The following is a 17920-nucleotide window of genomic DNA, read 5'->3' as shown; positions in this document are numbered from 1 at the left end:
TCACGGAGAACGGTTGGTTGAATAAGCCCAAATACATAAGACGCAAGTGGAATATGACTACCGGCTGCCGTTCTCGGCCGCAAGCGCTTTGGACGCGATGTCGGTGCGGTAATGGGCGCCCTCGAACCGGATGCGTTCGGCGGCCGCATAAGCGCGGTCCCTCGCCTCCGCGATGTCCGCTCCCCGCCCGACGACGCCGAGCACACGGCCGCCCGCAGTGACGACGCTCTCGCCGTCCGGCGACAGGGCCGTGCCGGCATGGAAGACCAGCGCATCCCATTCCGCTTCCTCGACACCGGTGATCGGCAGTCCCTTCGGATAGGGGCCGGGATAGCCCGGCGACGCGAGGACAACGCAGACGGCGGCAGAGCTGCTCCAGCGAATGTCCATCTCGGCGAGCCGCCCTTCGGCGACGGCCAGGAGGATCTCGAACAGATCGGTCTCCAACCGAGGCAGCAGCACCTGCGTCTCCGGGTCGCCGAACCGGGCGTTGAACTCGATCGTCTTCGGTCCCTCGGCGGTCAGCATCAGCCCGGCGTAGAGCACGCCCCGGAAGGGACGGCCTTCGGCGACCATCGCGTCCGCGACAGGCTGAACGATGGTGCGCCCCGCTTCCTCGACGATGGAGGAATCGACGTGCGGCAGCGGCGAATAGGTGCCCATGCCGCCGGTATTCGGTCCTTTATCTCCATCGAACACCGGCTTATGGTCCTGCGAGGGGACCATAAGCCGAACCGTGCTGCCGTCGACGAAGGCGAGCAGCGACATTTCCTGGCCCTCCAGAAACTCCTCGATGACGACCGTCTCGCTGGATGCGCCGAAGGTCTTGTCGACCAGAAGCTCGGCGAGGGTCCGCTCCGCCTCTTCGGCGGTATGCGCCACGATGACGCCTTTGCCTGCCGCAAGGCCGTCCGCCTTGAGCACAACCGGCAGCGGACGGGTCCGCAGATAAGCCAGCGCTTTGTCATAGTCGCTGAACGTCTTGTAGGCGGCCGTCGGAATGCCGTATTTGCGCAGCAGCTCCTTCATGAACGCCTTGCTGCCTTCAATGGCGGCAGCCTTCCGGCTCGGCCCGAATACCTTGAGGCCCTCCGCCTCCAGATAATCCACAATGCCTGCGGCCAGCGGATCCTCCGGCCCGATCACGACGAGGCCGATCTCCTGCTTTTTGGCGAATGCGGCAATGCCGGCAAAATCCATCTCCTCGATCGGCACGCACTCCGCCAGCGCGGCAATGCCGCCGTTTCCCGGCGCACAGTACAGCGCGTCCACCCGAGGGCTCTGCGCCAGCGCCCAGACGAGCGCATGCTCCCGGCCGCCGCGGCCGACAATCAATACCTTCATGGGGGTTCCTCCCGCCTCCCTCCGCTTGATCCGGTTCAACCAGCCGAAGAGGCCGGAGGACGGCAAGCGGAGCCGGAGTTATTTGATAGCGCAGCTCCTTAATGCTTGAAATGGCGGATGCCGGTCGTCACCATGGCGATGCCGTGCTCGTTGGCCACCTTGATCGAATCCTCGTCGCGGATGGAACCGCCCGGATGGATGACGGCGGTGATGCCCGCAGCGGCTGCCAGTTCCAGGGTGTCGCTCATCGGGAAAAAGGCGTCCGACGCCATGACCGCTCCTTTGGCTTTGTCCCCCGCCTGCTCGGCGGCGATCTTGGCGGAGCCAACGCGGTTCATCTGGCCCGCCCCGACGCCGACGGTCCGGTCGCCTGCGGCCAGCACGATGGCGTTGGACTTCACGTGCTTCACGACCTTCCAAGCGAACAGGAGCTGCTTCAGCTCCTCCTCGGTCGGCTGCCGGTCGGTGACCACCTTCAGGTCGTCCGCCGTGATGCGGTGCTTGTCCGTCTCCTGGACGAGCGCGCCGCCCCGGATCGAGGTCACCGCCAGCTCGGGCCCGGCGGCGGCTTCCGCTACATCGAGCTTCAGCAGGCGAATGTTCTTCTTGGCCTTGAGGATGGCCAGCGCTTCGTCGGTGTAATCCGGAGCGATGACGATCTCCAGGAAAATGCTGTGCATCCGGTCCGCGGTGACCTTGTCCACCGGTCGGTTGACCGCGACGATGCCGCCGAAGATCGAGACCGGATCGGCCTCGTACGCTTTGAGGTACGCTTCATCGATGTCGCGGCCGATGCCGACGCCGCACGGGTTCATGTGCTTGACCGCCACGGCGGCGGGCTCGGCGAATTCGGCGAGCAACTGCAGCGCCGCGTTGGCGTCGTTGATGTTGTTGTAGGACAGCTCCTTGCCGTGCAGCTGCTCGGCGGCCGCGAGCGTCCCGGCTCCGGCCAGCGCCTGCTTGTAGAAGGCCGCTTGCTGATGCGGATTTTCGCCGTAGCGAAGGTCCTGAGCCTTGACGTAGGTAACCGTGAAGGTCTCGGGGAACGCCTCGCCCGTGGTCTTCTTCGTGAGATAATCGGCGATTAGGGCATCGTAGTGGGCGGTGTGGCGGAAGACCTTGGCGGCGAGCCGCTTGCGGGTGGCGAGCTCGGTGTCTCCGGTCGCGTGAAGCTCCTCCAGCACCTGGGGATAATCGGCCGCATCCACGAGCACGGTGACGTCATGATGGTTCTTTGCTGCCGACCGGAGCATCGTCGGGCCGCCGATGTCGATGTTTTCCACGGCGTCCTCGTAGGAGGCGTCGGGGCGGGCGATGGTGGCGGCGAACGGGTAGAGGTTGACGGCGACAAGGTCAATGAAACCGATGCCGTTCTCTTCCATCTGCTTCCGGTGCCCCGCGTTGTCACGGACGGCGAGGAGACCGCCGTGAACCGACGGATGCAGCGTCTTGACGCGGCCGTCCATGATCTCGGGGAAGCCGGTCACCTCGGAGATGCCGGTGACGGGGATGCCGTTCTCCTTCAGCAAGCTGTAGGTGCCGCCGGTGGAGATGAGCTCGACGCCGAGCTCCGCCAGCTCCCGGGCAAAGGGAACGATGCCGGTTTTATCGGATACGCTGATAAGCGCGCGTTTGATGGCCAAGGTGGATACCCTCCTATTTCTATTTCAGCTCTTAGCAAAAGTCAGAACGAAGCCGGTTCGGACGGCAGCACGCGTGTCCGGCGTCCGGTCAGCGCGACGCGGCCCTCGGCGAGCAGCCGGACAGCCTCGGGGTACAGCTCGTGCTCGACGGCGTGAATCCGGGCGGCCAGCGTCTCTTCGGTGTCGCTGTCCCGAATCTCCACCGCACGCTGCAGGATCACCGGCCCGGAGTCGAGCCCGGCGTCCACGAAGTGAACGGTGACGCCGGTCACCTTCACGCCGTAGTCCAGCGCCTGGCGGATGCCGTCGACGCCGGGAAAAGCGGGCAAGAGTGACGGGTGGATGTTGACGATCCGGCCGGCGAACGGCTCGAGCAGCGTCGCGGTAACGAGCCGCATGTAGCCGGCGAGCGCGATCAGATCAACGCCGAGCCCGGTCAGCCGGGCGGCGATCTCCGCTTCGTAAGCCTCGCGGGAGGCATAGTCGCGCGGCCGGAAGGCGAAGACGGGGACACCGGCTCGCTCGGCGCGGCCGACGACGGCGGCAGCGGGCTTGTCGGTGACGAGCAGCTCGAGGCGGGCGTTGGGAATCCGCCCGTCCCGGACGGCGTCGGCCAGGGCCTGGAAGTTGCTGCCGCCGCCCGAGGCGAAGACGGCGATGCGCTTCTCGCGCGGGCCGTCTGCGGCGGGTGCTACGGACGCGGCAGAGGTGGCGGATTCTGCGGATGCCATGGTTGCTGCAGAAGCGGCGGTGGCGGCGGATGCCGGTGAAGCGGAAGAGGCAACAGAAGACCCGGCGGAAAAGGCACCCGTCATACGGAGACTCCGCGGTAGGAGACAACCTGTTCGCCGGCAACGATCCGACCGATACGGTACGGCTCTTCGCCGTGCTCGCGGGCGAGCCGTTCGATCTCGTCCGCTTGCTCCGCCTCCACCGCAAGCACCATGCCGATGCCCATGTTGAAGGTGCGGAACAGGTCGCCGTAGGGCAGGCCGCCCGTTCGGCGCATCAGCTCGAACAGCGGATGGACCGGCCAGGAGCCGAAGTCGATCTCGGCGCCGACGCCCTCCGGCAGCATGCGCGGAATGTTCTCGGTGAAGCCGCCGCCGGTGATGTGCGCCATGCCCTTGATCGCTTCGGGGGCCTGATCCAGCAGGGCGAGCACCGGCTTGACATACAGCCGGGTCGGTTCCAAGAGCGCGTCGCCGAGCGTCCGTTCGGGACGACCGGCCTCGGCCGCTTGCGCAGCCAGGCTCTCCAAGCCCTCGATGGAGGACAGCGGCCGGGTAAGTCCGAAGCCGGCGTCCTCCAGGAGCAGCTTGCGCACGAGCGAGTAACCGTTGCTGTGCACGCCGCTCGACGCGAGGCCGATCAGCACATCGCCGGGCTTGATTCGCGAGCCGTCGACGATTCGCTTCCGGTCGACGATGCCGACGGCGAACCCGGCGATGTCGTAATCCTCCGCTCCGTACATGCCCGGCATCTCGGCGGTTTCGCCGCCGATCAAGGCGCAGCCGGAGCGGACGCATCCCTCGGCGATGCCGGCGACGATCGCCTCGATCTTCTCCGGCACCACCTTGCCGGTGGCGAGGTAATCGAGGAAGAACAGCGGCTCCGCGCCTTGAACGACGATATCGTTGACGCACATCGCCACGGCGTCGATACCGATGGTATTATGCTTGTCCATGGCAAACGCCAGCATCAGCTTTGTTCCGACTCCGTCCGTACCCGAGACGAGCACCGGTTCCTCGTACTTGTCCTTGTTCAGTCCGAACAAAGCTCCGAAGCCGCCGAGACCGGCGAGCACTTCGGGGCGCAGCGAGCGCTGCACATGCTTCTTCATGCGTTCGACGGCGGCGTTGCCCGCAGCGATGTCGACTCCCGCTTGTTTGTATGCGTCAGACACGGATTTCACTCCTCTATCTAAGTTGCCCGATGAAGGGCTTGACCCTTCCTCCCGTCAGCAGCCGCAGCTGTCGGCGTCGGCCGGAACGCGGGTCGGATAATCGTTGTCGAAGCAGCCGGTGCACATGCCCCGGTTGTACTCGCCCGGCTCGCGGCCGATGGCGGCGAGCAGTCCTTCTTTGGAGAGAAAATGCAGCGAGTCCGCATCGATAGCGCGGCGGATTTCCTCCAGCGAGTGGGTGGAAGCGATCAGGTCGCGGCGGCTCGGCGTATCGATGCCATAGAAGCACGGATTCGCATAGGGCGGCGAGCTGATGCGCACATGCACCTCGGACGCCCCGGCGTCGCGCAGCATCTTGACGATCCGCAGGCTGGTCGTGCCGCGGACAATCGAGTCGTCGATCATGACGACGCGCTTGCCCTCGACGACCTTGCGCACCGCGCTCAGCTTCATCTTCACCCCGCGCTCGCGCAGCTCCTGGCTCGGCTGGATGAAGGTGCGGCCGGTGTAGCGGTTCTTGATCATCCCGAGCTCATAAGGAATGCCCGTCTGCTCGGCATAACCGATCGCCGCCGAGATGCTGGAGTCCGGAACGCCCGTCACCACATCGGCGTCGACGAAGGCCTCCATCGCCAACTGCACCCCCATCCGCTTGCGGGCGGCGTGCAGGTTGATGCCGTCGAGGTCGCTGTCCGGCCGGGAAAAATAGATGTATTCCATGGAGCAAATGGCCCTTCGCTCCAAAGGGGCGATCCGTTCCTGGCGCATACCGCCCTCGCGGTCGAAGAGCAGCAGCTCGCCCGGCTCGATGTCGCGGATATATTCCGCGCCGATGGTCTCGAAGGCGCAGGTCTCCGACGCGAATACATACGCGCCGTCGATCCGCCCCATCGCGAGCGGGCGCAGGCCGTGCGGGTCGCGCGCCACGATCAGCTTGTCGCCCGCCATGATGAGGAAGGCATAGCCGCCGCGCACCCTTTGCAGCGCGGGCTTAACCGCTTCCTCCAGCGCGACGCCGCGGGCGCGGGCGATCAAATGCACCAGAACCTCCGTGTCGCTGGTCGTCTGGAAGATCGACCCGGCCTCCTCCAGCTCCTCGCGGATCTCGTCGGCGTTGACGATGTTGCCGTTCGTCGCGATGGCGATATGCCCATGCCGGAACTGGAACATCAGCGGCTGGGCGTTGCCGATCAGGCTCGCGCCGGAGGTGGAATAGCGGACGTGGCCGATGGCGGTCGAGCCCTTCAGGGAGGCGAGCCGGTCGTTGTCGAACACTTCCTTGACCAAGCCCATTCCCTTGTGCAGGAAGAACTCGCTGCCGTCCACGGTGGTGCAGATTCCCGCGCTTTCCTCGCCGCGGTGCTGGAGGGCGTGCAGCCCGTAGAACGACAGGGCCGCCGCCTCGTCGTGGCCGAAGACGCCGAAGACGCCGCATTCATCCTTCAGCTTGTCAAAGGAGCCGTCCATGCCCTCGTTGTAGTAGCCGCCGGTCCAAATCCGGGAGGCGGCCCGGTCCGCCGGAGCCGGGACGGAAGTCGGGACGGAAGCCGAGGCGCAAGCTGGCAAGTCGGCGGACAAGCGGACTTCCGCACTCCCCGGAGCGGAACCTGCCGGAGCTGCTTCCAGAGCTGCTGCCGGAACGCCCGCTTCCGCTTCCATCCGGCGCGCCGTCAAGCGTTCATCCGGCATGGGATCGCGTCCTTCCATATGGCGTTCAGTTCGCTCACCGGGCGGACGAAGGCGGCATTGCCGTTGACGCGGACGGCGAGCTTGCTTCCGCCGACCGTGCCGATGACGGCCGCGGGAACGCCCTGCTCCGCCGCCAGGCGGACGAGCTCCGCGGCCCGCTCCGCCGGAACGCTGAGCAGCACGCGCGATTGCGATTCGCTGAACAGCGCGTGATCGGCGCGCAGCTCGGTCGCAAGCTCGACGGAGGCGCCCAGCTTGCCGCCGATGCAGCACTCCGCGAGCGCCACCGCGAGTCCCCCCTCGGCCAGATCATGGGCCGAGGCGACGAGTCCGGCGCGGATCGCGGCGAGCACCGTCTCCTGCAGCCGCCGCTCGACGGCGAGATCTAGGGCCGGCGGGCGGCCCTCCGTCTTGCCGAGGAACAGCGCCTGGTATTCGCTGCCGCCGAACTCGGCCTTGGTCTCGCCGAGCAGCACCAGAGCGTCGCCTTCGGTACGGAACGACTGGGTCGTGATGTGGTCGAGGTCGTGGACGAGCCCGACCATGCCGACGACCGGCGTCGGGTAGATCGCGCCGCGCGCGTTCTCGTTGTAGAGGCTGACGTTCCCGCCGATGACCGGTGTGTTCAGGAAACGGCAGGCTTCGGCCATGCCGTCGACGGCCTGCTCGAGCTGCCAGAAAATCTCCGGCTTCTCCGGGCTGCCGAAGTTCAGGTTGTCGGTCACCGCGAGCGGCTCCGCGCCCGAACAGACCAGGTTGCGCGCCGCTTCCGCGACGGCGATCCGGCCGCCCACCTCGGGATCGAGGTAGACGTAGCGGCTGTTGCAGTCGGTGGTCATGGCCAGCGCCTTGCGCGTGCCGGGCACGCCGACCACCGCCGCGTCCGAGCCGGGACGGACATAGGTCGAGGTGCGGACCATGTAGTCATACTGCGAGTAAACCCATTCCTTGCTGGCGATCGAGGGGGAGCCAAGCAGCCCCTCCAGCACCGCGCCAAGGTCTTCTGCCTCCGGGAAATCGGCCGTGTCCACCGTCGCCCCAAATTCATAATAGGACGGAACGCTCGACGACTTGTAGTAGACGGGGCATTCGTCGACCAGCGCCCGCACCGGCATGTCGCCGACCACGGCTCCGTGGTGGATCAGCCGCAGGCGCCCGTCGTCGGTCACGCGGCCGACCTTGTGGCACTCCAGCCCCCAGCGGGCAAAGATCGCCCTTGCCCGGTCTTCATGCTCGGGACGCACCACGAACAGCATCCGCTCCTGCGATTCGGAGAGCATCATCTCGTAGGCGGTCATGCCTTGCTCGCGCTGCGGCACCTTGTCGAGGTCCAGCTCCATGCCGTTGCCGGCCTTGCTCGCCATCTCCGAGCTGGAGCAGGTGAGTCCCGCCGCGCCCATATCCTGAATGCCGACAACGATGCCGGAGGCGATCAGCTCGAGGCAGGCTTCCATGACCAGCTTTTCCATAAAAGGATCGCCGACCTGCACCGCCGAACGCTTCGCTTCCGTCTCCGCCGTGATTTCCTCCGAAGCGAAGGTCGCGCCGTGGATGCCGTCGCGTCCGGTTGCCGGACCCACATAGAACACCGGGTTGCCGATGCCGCTCGCCACGCCGCGCTGAATCTGGTCATGGTCGATCAGTCCGACGCACATGGCATTGACCAGCGGGTTGCCCTCGTAGCTCTCGTCGAACATCACTTCCCCGCCGACGGTCGGAATGCCGATGCAGTTGCCGTAGCCGGCGATGCCGGACACGACATGCTCGAACAGGTATTTGACCCGGGCGGATTCCAGCTTGCCGAACCGCAGGGAGTTAAGCAGGGCCACCGGCCGCGCGCCCATCGAGAAGATATCGCGGATGATGCCGCCCACGCCCGTAGCCGCGCCTTGATAAGGCTCGACCGCGGACGGGTGATTGTGGCTCTCGATCTTGAACACGACCGCCTGGTTGTCGCCGATGTCAACGATCCCCGCGCCTTCTCCGGGGCCCATCAGCACCTTGGAGCCGCTGGTGGGGAACCGCCGGAGCAGCGGCTTCGAGTTCTTGTAGGCGCAGTGCTCCGACCACATGACGCTGAATACGCCAATCTCCACGTAATTCGGTTGTCGGCCCATGAAGCCGCAGATTTTGCCATATTCCTCGTCCGTCACGCCGAACTGCCGGTACACCTTCTGCTCGGCAATTTGTTCGGCCGTCGGTTCCTTAGCGGCTGCTAACTGCGCCATTGCGTTCCCTCCATGCGTTCAAAATCGCCGCGAACATCCGGCTTCCGTCCTCCGAGCCGAGCAGCGGGTGCACGGCGCGCTCGGGATGCGGCATCATGCCGAGAACATTGCCCTCGCGGTTCACGATGCCGGCGATGTCGTCCACCGACCCGTTCGGGTTGCTTCCGGCGTAGCGGAAGACGATGCGATTCTCGCGTTTCAGCTCGGCCAGGGTTTCTTCGTCGCAGTAGTAGTTTCCCTCTCCATGCGCGATGGGAATGTCGATCACTTCACCCGGTTGATAGAGGCCGGTGAACGCCGTCTGCGCATTCTCCACCCGCAGCAGCGCCGGGTGGCAGCGGAACTGAAGCGAACGGTTGCGCAGGAGCGCTCCGGGCAAGAGTCCCGCCTCGGTAAGGATCTGGAAGCCGTTGCAGATGCCGAGCACATACCCGCCGCGGGCGGCGAACGCTTGAAGCGCCCCCATAACCGGAGCGAACCGGGCGATCGCCCCGCAACGAAGATAGTCGCCGTAGGAAAAGCCTCCCGGCACGAGAACCGCGTCAAAGCGCGATAAATCCGTCTCGGTGTGCCAGACGTACTCCACGGTCTGGCGGATCGTGTCTTCCACCGCCTTGTAGCAGTCGATGTCGCAATTCGAACCGGGGAAGACGAGAACTCCGAAGTGCATGGTTTTACCCCTCTCTTGAAGCTGTTCTGGCATCAGGCAATCTCGTAACGGAAATCCTCGACCACGGTATTGGCGAGCAGCTTCTCGCACATGGCGCGCAGGCGCTCCTCCGCTTCGGCAGGGTCCTCCGTCCCGAGCTCCAGCTCCATGTACTTGCCGATGCGAACCTTTTCCACCTCGGCAAAACCCAGGGAGTGCAGGGCTCCCTGCACGGCGTTCCCCTGCGGGTCGAGAACACTTTCCTTAATCGTTACGTAGACGGTCGCTTTCATGGCGGTTGGCCTCCTTCGGTTGATGAACCTCGAACTCTAGTCCCGGGCTTGGTAGACTTCCGATGCGGGCGCGGTCAGGCGGCGGAGAATTTCCCGGTAGCGGACGGAGGTGGCCTCGACCACGCTGTCCGGCAGCGGGTCGGGCTCGCTGTTCTTGTCCCAGCCGCTCTCCGCAAGGAAGGTGCGCACCGGCTCCTTGTCCATGCTGTCGATCTCAACGTCGAGCGCATACTTGCTCTCGTCCCAGAAGCGCGACGAGTCCGGCGTGAGCAGCTCGTCGATCAGGATGACCTCTCCGTTCAGCAGGCCGAACTCGAACTTCGTATCGGCCAGGACAATGCCGCGGCCGGCGCAGTAATCGTGCGCATACTGATAGAGCCGCACGCTCTTCTCTTCCAGCTCGGCGGCGAGCTCCGGCCCGACCAATTCGGTGAGCCGGTCGATGGTGATGTCCTCGTCGTGGCCGATGTCGTTCTTGGCCGCAGGGGTGAACAGCGGATGATCGAGCTTGCCGTTCTTGCGCATGCCGGAGGGCAGCTCGTGCCCGTTCACCATGCCCGTCTCCTTGTACTGGCGCCAGCCGCCGCCGGTCAGATAGCCGCGGACGACGCACTCAATGTCGATGCGCTCCGCCTTCTTGGCCACCATCACCCGGCCGCGCAGCGGCTCGGGGTCCGCTACGATGCCGTCCAGCCGGTCGACGTCGGCATGCACCAGATGGTTCTCTTGAAATACCGTCGTCTGGTCGAACCAAAAAGCGGACAGCTCGTTCAAGACGCGCCCCTTGCCCGGAACTCCCGGGCGAAGGACGTAATCGAAGGCGGAGATCCGGTCGGTGACGACGATCAGGTAATGCTCCCCGAGGTCGTACAGCTCGCGAACCTTGCCCTTGTGCACGAGCGGCGCCTGAACGAGCCCCTCGGCGGTGGAAAGCGGGCTGGCGGTGGACATGGTGGAACCCCCTTTTTGGATAAGCGGTGAAAGCAAGCCGGGTAAACGGCCGATATGCGATGTAATGGGCGATTGGCTACGAAAAAGACCTCCCCTGACAGCGGCGCGTGGTTAGGCGAACTATGGACCCTAATCGGCGAACTGTGTATCCTTATCGGGGAACTGTGGACCCTATCGGCCATCTGCACGGTCGGACGTACCGAGTGGCCCAGACGGCAACGCACAGAGGAGTGTGAACGGTGGACGACACCCACTGGCGCGGCCGTCCAATAGGCCGGAACAAACCGAATCAGTCCAGACCGAGCCGGGCGAAGATCGTGTCCACATGCTTGAGGTGCCAGGACGGATCGAAGCAGTCGGCCAGCTCCTCGGGCGTCAGGTGACCGGTAATCTCGGGCGATTCCTCGAGAATCTGCCGGAAGGACCGCTGCTCCTCCCAAGCCCGCATGGCGCGGGGCTGAACGGTATCGTACGCCTGCTCGCGGCTCATGCCCTTGTCGATCAGCTTGGTGAGCACGCGGCCGGAGAACGGCAGACCGAAGGTCCGCTCCATATTGCGCTTCATGTTCTCGGGGTAGACGTTCAGGTTCTTGATGATGGTGCCGAGCCGGCTCAGCATGTAATCGAGCAGGATGGTGGAGTCGGGCAGGATGATCCGCTCGACGGAGGAATGGGAGATGTCGCGCTCATGCCACAGCGGCACGTTCTCGTACGCCGACAGCATGTGGCCGCGGATCACGCGGGCGAGGCCCGAGATGCTCTCGCAGCCGATCGGGTTGCGCTTGTGCGGCATGGCGGAGGAACCCTTTTGCCCCTTGCTGAACGGCTCCTCGACCTCGCGGAATTCGCTCTTTTGCAGGCCGCGGATTTCGGTGGCGAACTTGTCCAGGGAGGTGGCGATCAGCGCCAGGGTGCTCAGGTAATCGGCATGGCGGTCGCGCTGCAGCGTCTGGGTGGAGATCGGGGCGGGCGTGGTGCCGAGCCGCTTGCAGACGTACTGCTCGATCGAGGGATCGATGTTGGCATAAGTTCCGACGGCCCCGGACATCTTGCCGAACTGGACGCCCTCCGCCGCCCGGCGGAACCGCTCCAGGTTGCGCTTCATCTCTTGATGCCAGAGCGCCAACTTGAGGCCGAAGGTGGTCGGTTCGGCGTGCACGCCGTGGGTGCGCCCCATCATCGGAGTCATTTTGTAGCGGATGGCCTGCTCGCGGAGGATACCGAGGAAGTTCTGCAGGTCCTGATCGAGGATGTCGTTGGCCTGCTTCAAAAGGTACCCGAGCGCCGTGTCCACCACGTCGGTGGAGGTCAGGCCGTAATGCACCCACTTGCGTTCCGGGCCGACGGTCTCCGACACCGCTCGGGTAAAGGCGATGACGTCGTGCTTCGTCTCCTGCTCGATCTCGTAGACGCGGTCGATGTCGAAGCGGGCGTTCTGCCGAAGCGCCTGCACGTCCTCCTTCGGGATGACGCCGAGCTCCGACCAGGCTTCGCAGGCGAGCAGCTCGACCTCCAGCCAGGCTTTGAATTTATTTTCCTCGGTCCAGACCGCGCCCATGGCGGGTCGTGTATAGCGTTCGATCATGTGGATGACTCCCTTGGTTTGGTGTATTAAAAGAATAGCGGTCAAAAGGGGAATCCCGGCTACCGCCGCCAGATGCCGGAGCGCTCCACCCAATCGAGAGCGCGCTCGGTATCATCCGCAAGCAGCGTGAGGTGGCCCATCTTGCGTCCCGGCTTGGCCTTCGCCTTGCCGTAGAGATGGAGCTTCGCGGCGAGCCCGTCTTCCTCGCGCTCCTGGCCATTCAGCCAAGCGAGCGCAGGCTCGACATGCTGGCCGAGCAGATTGACCATCACGGCGGGCGTCGCCAGCTCGGTCGAGCCGAGCGGCAGCCCGCAGATCGCCCGCAGGTGCTGCTCGAACTGCGAGGTCCGGCAGGCCTCAATGGTATGATGCCCGGAATTGTGCGGGCGAGGGGCGAGTTCGTTGACGAACAGTTCGCCCTCCGGGGTCAGGAACATCTCCACGGCGAGCAGCCCGACCGCATTCAGCCCTTCGGCCAGCCGGACAGCCAGCTCCTCCGCCCGGCGGGCAACCTCGGCGGGAATCCGCGCCGGAGCGATGGACAGATGGAGAATGTTATTCACGTGAACATTCTCGGCAGGGGAAAACGCCTTCGTCTCCCCCCGCGTGCTGCGGGCGGCGATGACGGACAGCTCCCGCTCGAAGCGGATGAACTGCTCGAGCACCAGCTCCGTCCCGGCTTCCGCCAGCTCGCGGTAAGCCGGGACCGCGTCCTCGCTATGGCGGATCACCCGCTGGCCTTTGCCGTCGTAGCCGCCCGTCGCTGTCTTCAGCACGGCGGGCAAGCCCAGCCGGCCGATGGCCGCGTGCAGATCCGCCTCGCTCTTCACCTCGGCGTAAGGCGCCACCGGCACGCCGGCGGCTTCGATCGCGCGCTTCTCGCGCAGCCGGTGCTGCGTGGTGTGCAGGAGGGCGTGGCCTTGCGGCACATAGGCCTCGCGGGCGAGCATGCCGGCGACCCCCGCGTCTACGTTCTCGAACTCGTAGGTGATGACGTCCGAGACGCGGGCGAGCTCGCGGGCCGCGTCGGCGTCGTCGTACCGGGCGACGATCTGCCGGTCCGCCGCCTGTCCCATCGGCGAATCCTCCGTCGGATCGAGCGTCGCGAAGCGATAGCCCATCGCCCGCCCGGCGATGGCGAGCATCCGCCCGAGCTGACCGCCGCCGAGCACGCCGATCGTGCTGCCCGGCAGGATGCGCGGAGCCGACAACGGCGTAACGGCGGCTTCCGCCGCATTCGCTGCGTTGCCCGTACCTCCAGCCGCCGCATCGCCGGCGAGTTTGGCGCCTTTCAGCGGCATCTGCTCCATCCCCGTTTCGCTCGTCATCATAGCCCCTCCTCCGTTCCGAGCCGGTCGCTCGACTCCAGCACCGCTTCCTGAATCCGCGCTCGTCGCTCGCCGATCCGGCGGCGAAGCTTGGGATCGGTCACGGCCAGAATCTGGGCCGCGAGCAGTCCGGCATTCGCCGCGCCCGCCGTCCCGATCGCCACCGTGGCGACCGGAATGCCGCCCGGCATCTGGACGATCGACAGCAGCGAGTCGAGGCCGTTCAAGGTCGAGGTCTTAACCGGCACGCCGATCACGGGCAGCAGCGTCTTCGCCGCTACCATGCCGGGCAGGTGGGCCGCCCCGCCCGCCCCGGCGATGATCACGGACAAGCCCCGCTCCTCGGCGGTTTCCGCGTAACGGAACATCAGGTCCGGGGTTCGGTGCGCCGAGACCACCTTTTTCTCATAGGGAACCTGCAGCTCGTCCAGGATGCGGCACGCCTCCTTCAAGGTCGCCCAGTCCGATTCGCTGCCCATAATCACTCCTACGCTTGCCGGCATAATCGCCGCTCCTCTCTTTGGTGGCCGCTCTCCCCTTGGCAACAAAAAAGTCCAGCGCAAGGCCTCAAGGCCCCGCAGCCGGACGAGAAAGAACGCCTGGCCGCACGCCGAAGCCAAACTGCTCCGGCAGTCTGAATTCGGGCGCTAAGCCCAAGCGGCGATCCTTCTCGTAGTCCAAAAATTTACGGTCTTTGGGTAGAGACTTTCGGGCCATATCCCCGAATTTATACGAGAAACGATAATCGTCATACGATTGAACATCTGAACATCGGTTAAGCCTCCGCAGGCGGACGGCTGCCGCCGGTTCGCATGATGCACCGGAAGGAAGCAATCGCCGCAAAGTGGAATCCCTCTGCATCGGCCCTTCTATCTTACCAGCCGGGTCAAGCTCGTGTCAACGAAAGACGAACATTAGATTATAGAAGTGAGGGAATAGTTCGCATTTTGTCAAAGACTCTCCGGTCTGCCGGATCTTTTCCAAGCCTGGTCTAGCGCTCTTAACAAAAGCCGGCCTATCCCCCGGGCAGCAGCACCTCAAACTCCGCTCCTTCGCCCGGGAGGCTCTGCACGGCAATCCGGCCTCCGTGCAGGTCGACGATTTTCTTCACCACCGACAGGCCGAGCCCGCTTCCTTCCACCGTACGAAGCCGAGACTTGTCGCCGCGGTAAAACCGTTCGAAGATGCGCAGCTGGTCCTCCTGGGGAATCCCCGGACCGGAATCGCAGATGCGGAACACCGCTTCCCGGACTCCCGGCTCCGGACTCTCCCCGTACGAAACATCGGCTGCCCGGTCCGCTGCAGCAGGCGGTATGCCCGGCTTCGACTCCGGTTTCTTCTTTCCGTCCCGTTCCCCGAGGAACAGCCGGATTGTCCCGCCCTTCGGGGTGAATTTGATGGCGTTGTGCAGCAGATTGATCCACACCTGATCCAGCAGCTGCTCATCGCCGGACACGGTCACTTCCGCCAGATCGAGCTCCAGCTCAAGCTCCTTGTCCAGCCATTGAGGCTCCAGGGTGAGCGCCACCTTGCGAATCTGTTGGTCCAGCCGGTACGGGCGAAGCTCCAGCGCCGGCCCTTCGCCTTCCAAGGCCGTCAGCCGCAGCAGATTGTCCCCCAGCTTGGACAGGCGCATGCTCTCCATCTCAATGATATCCAGGTAATGGCGCCGCTCGCCGGGCGTGAGCCGCTCATCGCGCAGCGCGGAGGCAAACCCGCGGATGGAGGTCAGCGGCGACTGGATCTCGTGCGATACGGTCGAGATGAATTCCTGGCGAACGTTCTCGACCTGCTTCAATTCCTGAGCCATCCGCTTAATGTTCTCGCGGAATTCCCCATTCCAATCGTCGTCGCCCCTGCGTTCCGACAGGATGATGTTGAAATCGCCGCGGGCGATCTGCCGCAGCGCGGTATTGAGCTCGTCGAGCTCCCTGCGCCGCCCCGGACGGGCGAATACATTGATGAGGCCCGCCGTCAGCATGAACAGCAGCGTTCCGATGAAATCGGCGATCAGATTGGGCACGAGCCGCGTCTGACCGGCGGCTGGAAGAACACCGATCCACCGGGCGACCGCATAGCCAACGCTATAGTAAGTCAGGGAAATGACAGCGAGAAACAACAGCAGGGCGAAGAGCTTCGCCGCGAACGGCCACCGCTTGCGATTCATTCCTTCGTCTCCTCCAACCGGTAGCCGAGTCCGCGAACCGTGGCGATTCTGAGCGGCGCCTTCCAGGACAGCAGCCGTTCCCGCAGCCGGTTCACGTGAACGTCCAGGGTTCGTTCGTTGCCTTCGAAGTCGTACCCCCACACCGACTCGATCAGTTGCTCGCGGGTCAACGTCCGCCCGGCATGGCCGGCGAACAAGAACAAGAGTTCGAATTCCTTGGGAGGCAGCGGCACCGGCGTCTGCCGGACGAGCAGGCGGTAATTGGGCCGGTCGAGCGTAAGCCCGCCCACCGTAAGCTGGCTCGCCGCCATGATCCGGTAGCGCTTGAACAGCGCTTTGACGCGCGCGACCAGCTCCGGCGGATCGAAGGGCTTCGCCAGGTAATCGTCGGCTCCGAGCTCGAAGCCGCGCACCTTGTCGGCCGTCTGGCCCCTCGCCGTCAGCATCAGGATGGGGATGTCGTACTCGCGGCGAAGCCTGCGGCAAAGCGTCCAGCCGTCCACCCGCGGCATCATGATATCCAGGACCGCGAGATCGGCCGGGGCTTGCTCCATCCGCTCCAGCGCGGCCTGCCCGTCCTCCGCCTCGCTCACCTCAAAGCCCTCCCGGCCCAAAAAATGCCGGACCAGCTCGCGGATATGCGGATCGTCATCGACGACCAGAATCTTCGCCATCGCTTCTTCCCTCCTGCTCGGCTTGCCGATTTGGTACCAGTGTAGCCGTCCCGGCCCGGATTCGCAATCCGCGGAATGCGAACGAAACGCCGGGTCGGGCGGCAGGTTGCCCTACTGCCAGTGTAGCGGATGAAGGTAAACGCCGTGTAAACAGACGGCTGCCAGACAGAGTCCCCCTCGGCAAACCTTTCCCTAGGAAACAAGCCCATCACCTGGAGGGCACGTTTAAAGAGGCTGTCCCAAAAGCCATCACAGATGACGGAGGAACAGCCTCTTAGCTGTGTTTTAGCGAGTTGAATTTAGTTCTTCTTCGGCTTTACCGGTTCCAACAAAATCAGGTGGTACTCGTCTCCGCACCCGCTGGGCTTGTCGTTGCGGACGTGCTCTTCGAAGCACAGTCTGGATCGATCCGATTGGTAGGTCCCGTCCTTGGCCAGTTCATTCATACCCATTTTCCAAGAGGACGGAATATCCTCGCCGCTTTCGAACATTGCGTAAAGACCGCCGGGCAGCACCATTTCCTTGAGATGCGGAGGAACCGAAACTCCCTCGGGGATGGTGACGCACATTCCGTATCCGTACGGTTTTCCGGGGCGGCTCGGCATCGGTTTTACATGGCCTCCGAAAAAGCGTGCCGTGCTGAGCAAATCCGAGGCTTTAATCCACTCCAGCACCGGCGCCATGGCCTCGTCTTCCGGAGAGACGCCGACGGCCAGGTGATAGGCCACTCTCATAGGGGGAAGGGTAATGATTTTCACCGAACTGCTTTCCGTCAAACTGCGCATAAACAAATCCTCCGTCTCCTTTAAGAGTTCATCGACTTGGCAAAGCGAATCTTGTTTTTGCAGAAAGGTATGAACGCGTTCCAGTTGGTCTTGAAAAAGAGCGACTTCCGCTTTCCGGGACTGCAATTCGGATATTTTGCTCTCCACCACCGTGCTTAGCTGCGCCAAGGAGGGGTTGGCCAACACCGCTTTAATGTCTTTTAGCGAGATATCCATTTTTCGGAGGGTGGCTGTCATTCGGATACGCAGAAGCGCATTCTCGTCATACATCCTCCACCCGGAAGACGGGTCCCTTTCGCTTATGAACAACCCCTCGGATTCCCAATGCCGCAAGGTACGGCTGGTCAATCCCGATTGTTCCGAAACCTTATGGATGGCAACAGATCTGTTCATCTTGGACTCCCTTCCGAGCTCAAGGTTAATCCTAGCACTTGACGCTGCGGCAATAGCAATAGCCTTCTTTGCAGATCACCTAACCTTTGAGAAACCTGCGTGAAAAATTTGATATTTCCAATGCGTATATAAGAAAGATCGAGAGTATCCAGGCGGTCCGCTTGCCTCAGATCGACGGAGTTCAAAATCAACGGAGTTTACGCTCTGCGAAGCCAGCTGGATGATAGAGGACTCCCGAGGAAACAAATCGTGGTTATGCTGGAAGGATGCCCGTCGAAGGGGTCT

The 17920-nt window shown here is 63.9% G+C and carries 15 protein-coding genes and 1 riboswitch; all 15 genes read right to left on the bottom strand.

What is annotated here, in order from left to right; genetic code table 11:
- Positions 1–57 precede the first annotated feature (57 nt).
- On the bottom strand, positions 58–1344 hold the full coding sequence (gene purD / locus ACSEXS_RS01415) for a phosphoribosylamine--glycine ligase (RefSeq protein ID WP_438431398.1): 1287 nt from the start codon (positions 1342–1344) through the stop codon (positions 58–60).
- A 98-nt stretch (positions 1345–1442) separates the two neighbouring features.
- Entirely contained in the window at positions 1443–2987 is a 1545-nt protein-coding gene (gene purH / locus ACSEXS_RS01410; protein WP_438431397.1) for a bifunctional phosphoribosylaminoimidazolecarboxamide formyltransferase/IMP cyclohydrolase, read from the bottom strand.
- A gap of 41 nt (positions 2988–3028) precedes the next feature.
- The gene (gene purN, locus ACSEXS_RS01405; RefSeq protein WP_438431396.1) at positions 3029–3802 is read right to left on the bottom strand and encodes a phosphoribosylglycinamide formyltransferase; all 774 of its coding nucleotides are present in this window, start codon (positions 3800–3802) and stop codon (positions 3029–3031) included.
- Positions 3799–4893 (bottom strand): phosphoribosylformylglycinamidine cyclo-ligase, encoded by a 1095-nt coding sequence (gene purM / locus ACSEXS_RS01400; RefSeq protein ID WP_438431395.1) that lies wholly within the window; start codon positions 4891–4893, stop codon positions 3799–3801. Before purM ends, purN begins: the two co-directional genes overlap by 4 nt.
- Before the next feature lie 54 nt (positions 4894–4947).
- On the bottom strand, positions 4948–6360 hold the full coding sequence (purF, locus tag ACSEXS_RS01395) for an amidophosphoribosyltransferase (protein ID WP_438433058.1): 1413 nt from the start codon (positions 6358–6360) through the stop codon (positions 4948–4950).
- Positions 6361–6563: 203 nt separating this feature from the next.
- A complete protein-coding gene (gene purL, locus ACSEXS_RS01390; RefSeq protein WP_438431394.1) occupies positions 6564–8810 on the bottom strand; it encodes a phosphoribosylformylglycinamidine synthase subunit PurL in 2247 nt (748 codons plus the stop codon).
- Entirely contained in the window at positions 8788–9480 is a 693-nt protein-coding gene (purQ, locus tag ACSEXS_RS01385) for a phosphoribosylformylglycinamidine synthase subunit PurQ (RefSeq protein WP_438431393.1), read from the bottom strand. Before purQ ends, purL begins: the two co-directional genes overlap by 23 nt.
- 32 nt (positions 9481–9512) lie before the next feature.
- On the bottom strand, positions 9513–9752 hold the full coding sequence (purS, locus tag ACSEXS_RS01380) for a phosphoribosylformylglycinamidine synthase subunit PurS (protein ID WP_438431392.1): 240 nt from the start codon (positions 9750–9752) through the stop codon (positions 9513–9515).
- Between the two features lie 36 nt (positions 9753–9788).
- Positions 9789–10703 (bottom strand): phosphoribosylaminoimidazolesuccinocarboxamide synthase, encoded by a 915-nt coding sequence (locus ACSEXS_RS01375; protein WP_438431391.1) that lies wholly within the window; start codon positions 10701–10703, stop codon positions 9789–9791.
- A 289-nt stretch (positions 10704–10992) separates the two neighbouring features.
- Entirely contained in the window at positions 10993–12288 is a 1296-nt protein-coding gene (purB, locus tag ACSEXS_RS01370; RefSeq protein WP_438431390.1) for an adenylosuccinate lyase, read from the bottom strand.
- A 59-nt stretch (positions 12289–12347) separates the two neighbouring features.
- Complete coding sequence (purK, locus tag ACSEXS_RS01365) at positions 12348–13616, bottom strand: 5-(carboxyamino)imidazole ribonucleotide synthase (RefSeq protein WP_438431389.1); 1269 nt, start codon at positions 13614–13616, stop codon at positions 12348–12350.
- Positions 13616–14119: a 5-(carboxyamino)imidazole ribonucleotide mutase gene (gene purE, locus ACSEXS_RS01360; RefSeq protein WP_438431388.1), complete on the bottom strand. Its 504-nt coding sequence runs from the start codon at positions 14117–14119 to the stop codon at positions 13616–13618. Before purE ends, purK begins: the two co-directional genes overlap by 1 nt.
- Before the next feature lie 150 nt (positions 14120–14269).
- A riboswitch (purine riboswitch) is annotated at positions 14270–14371 on the bottom strand.
- Between the two features lie 260 nt (positions 14372–14631).
- Entirely contained in the window at positions 14632–15783 is a 1152-nt protein-coding gene (locus ACSEXS_RS01355) for a sensor histidine kinase (protein ID WP_438431387.1), read from the bottom strand.
- Positions 15780–16457 (bottom strand): response regulator transcription factor, encoded by a 678-nt coding sequence (locus tag ACSEXS_RS01350; protein ID WP_438431386.1) that lies wholly within the window; start codon positions 16455–16457, stop codon positions 15780–15782. The genes ACSEXS_RS01355 and ACSEXS_RS01350 overlap by 4 nt, the downstream gene beginning before the upstream one ends.
- 299 nt (positions 16458–16756) lie before the next feature.
- A complete protein-coding gene (locus tag ACSEXS_RS01345) occupies positions 16757–17635 on the bottom strand; it encodes a MerR family transcriptional regulator (protein WP_438431385.1) in 879 nt (292 codons plus the stop codon).
- Between the last annotated feature and the right edge of the window lie 285 nt (positions 17636–17920).

The sequence above is a fragment of the Gorillibacterium terrae genome (assembly GCF_051594785.1).
Taxonomy (GTDB): Bacteria; Bacillota; Bacilli; order Paenibacillales; family NBRC-103111; genus Gorillibacterium.
This window is presented reverse-complemented; position numbering and strand designations above follow the sequence as displayed.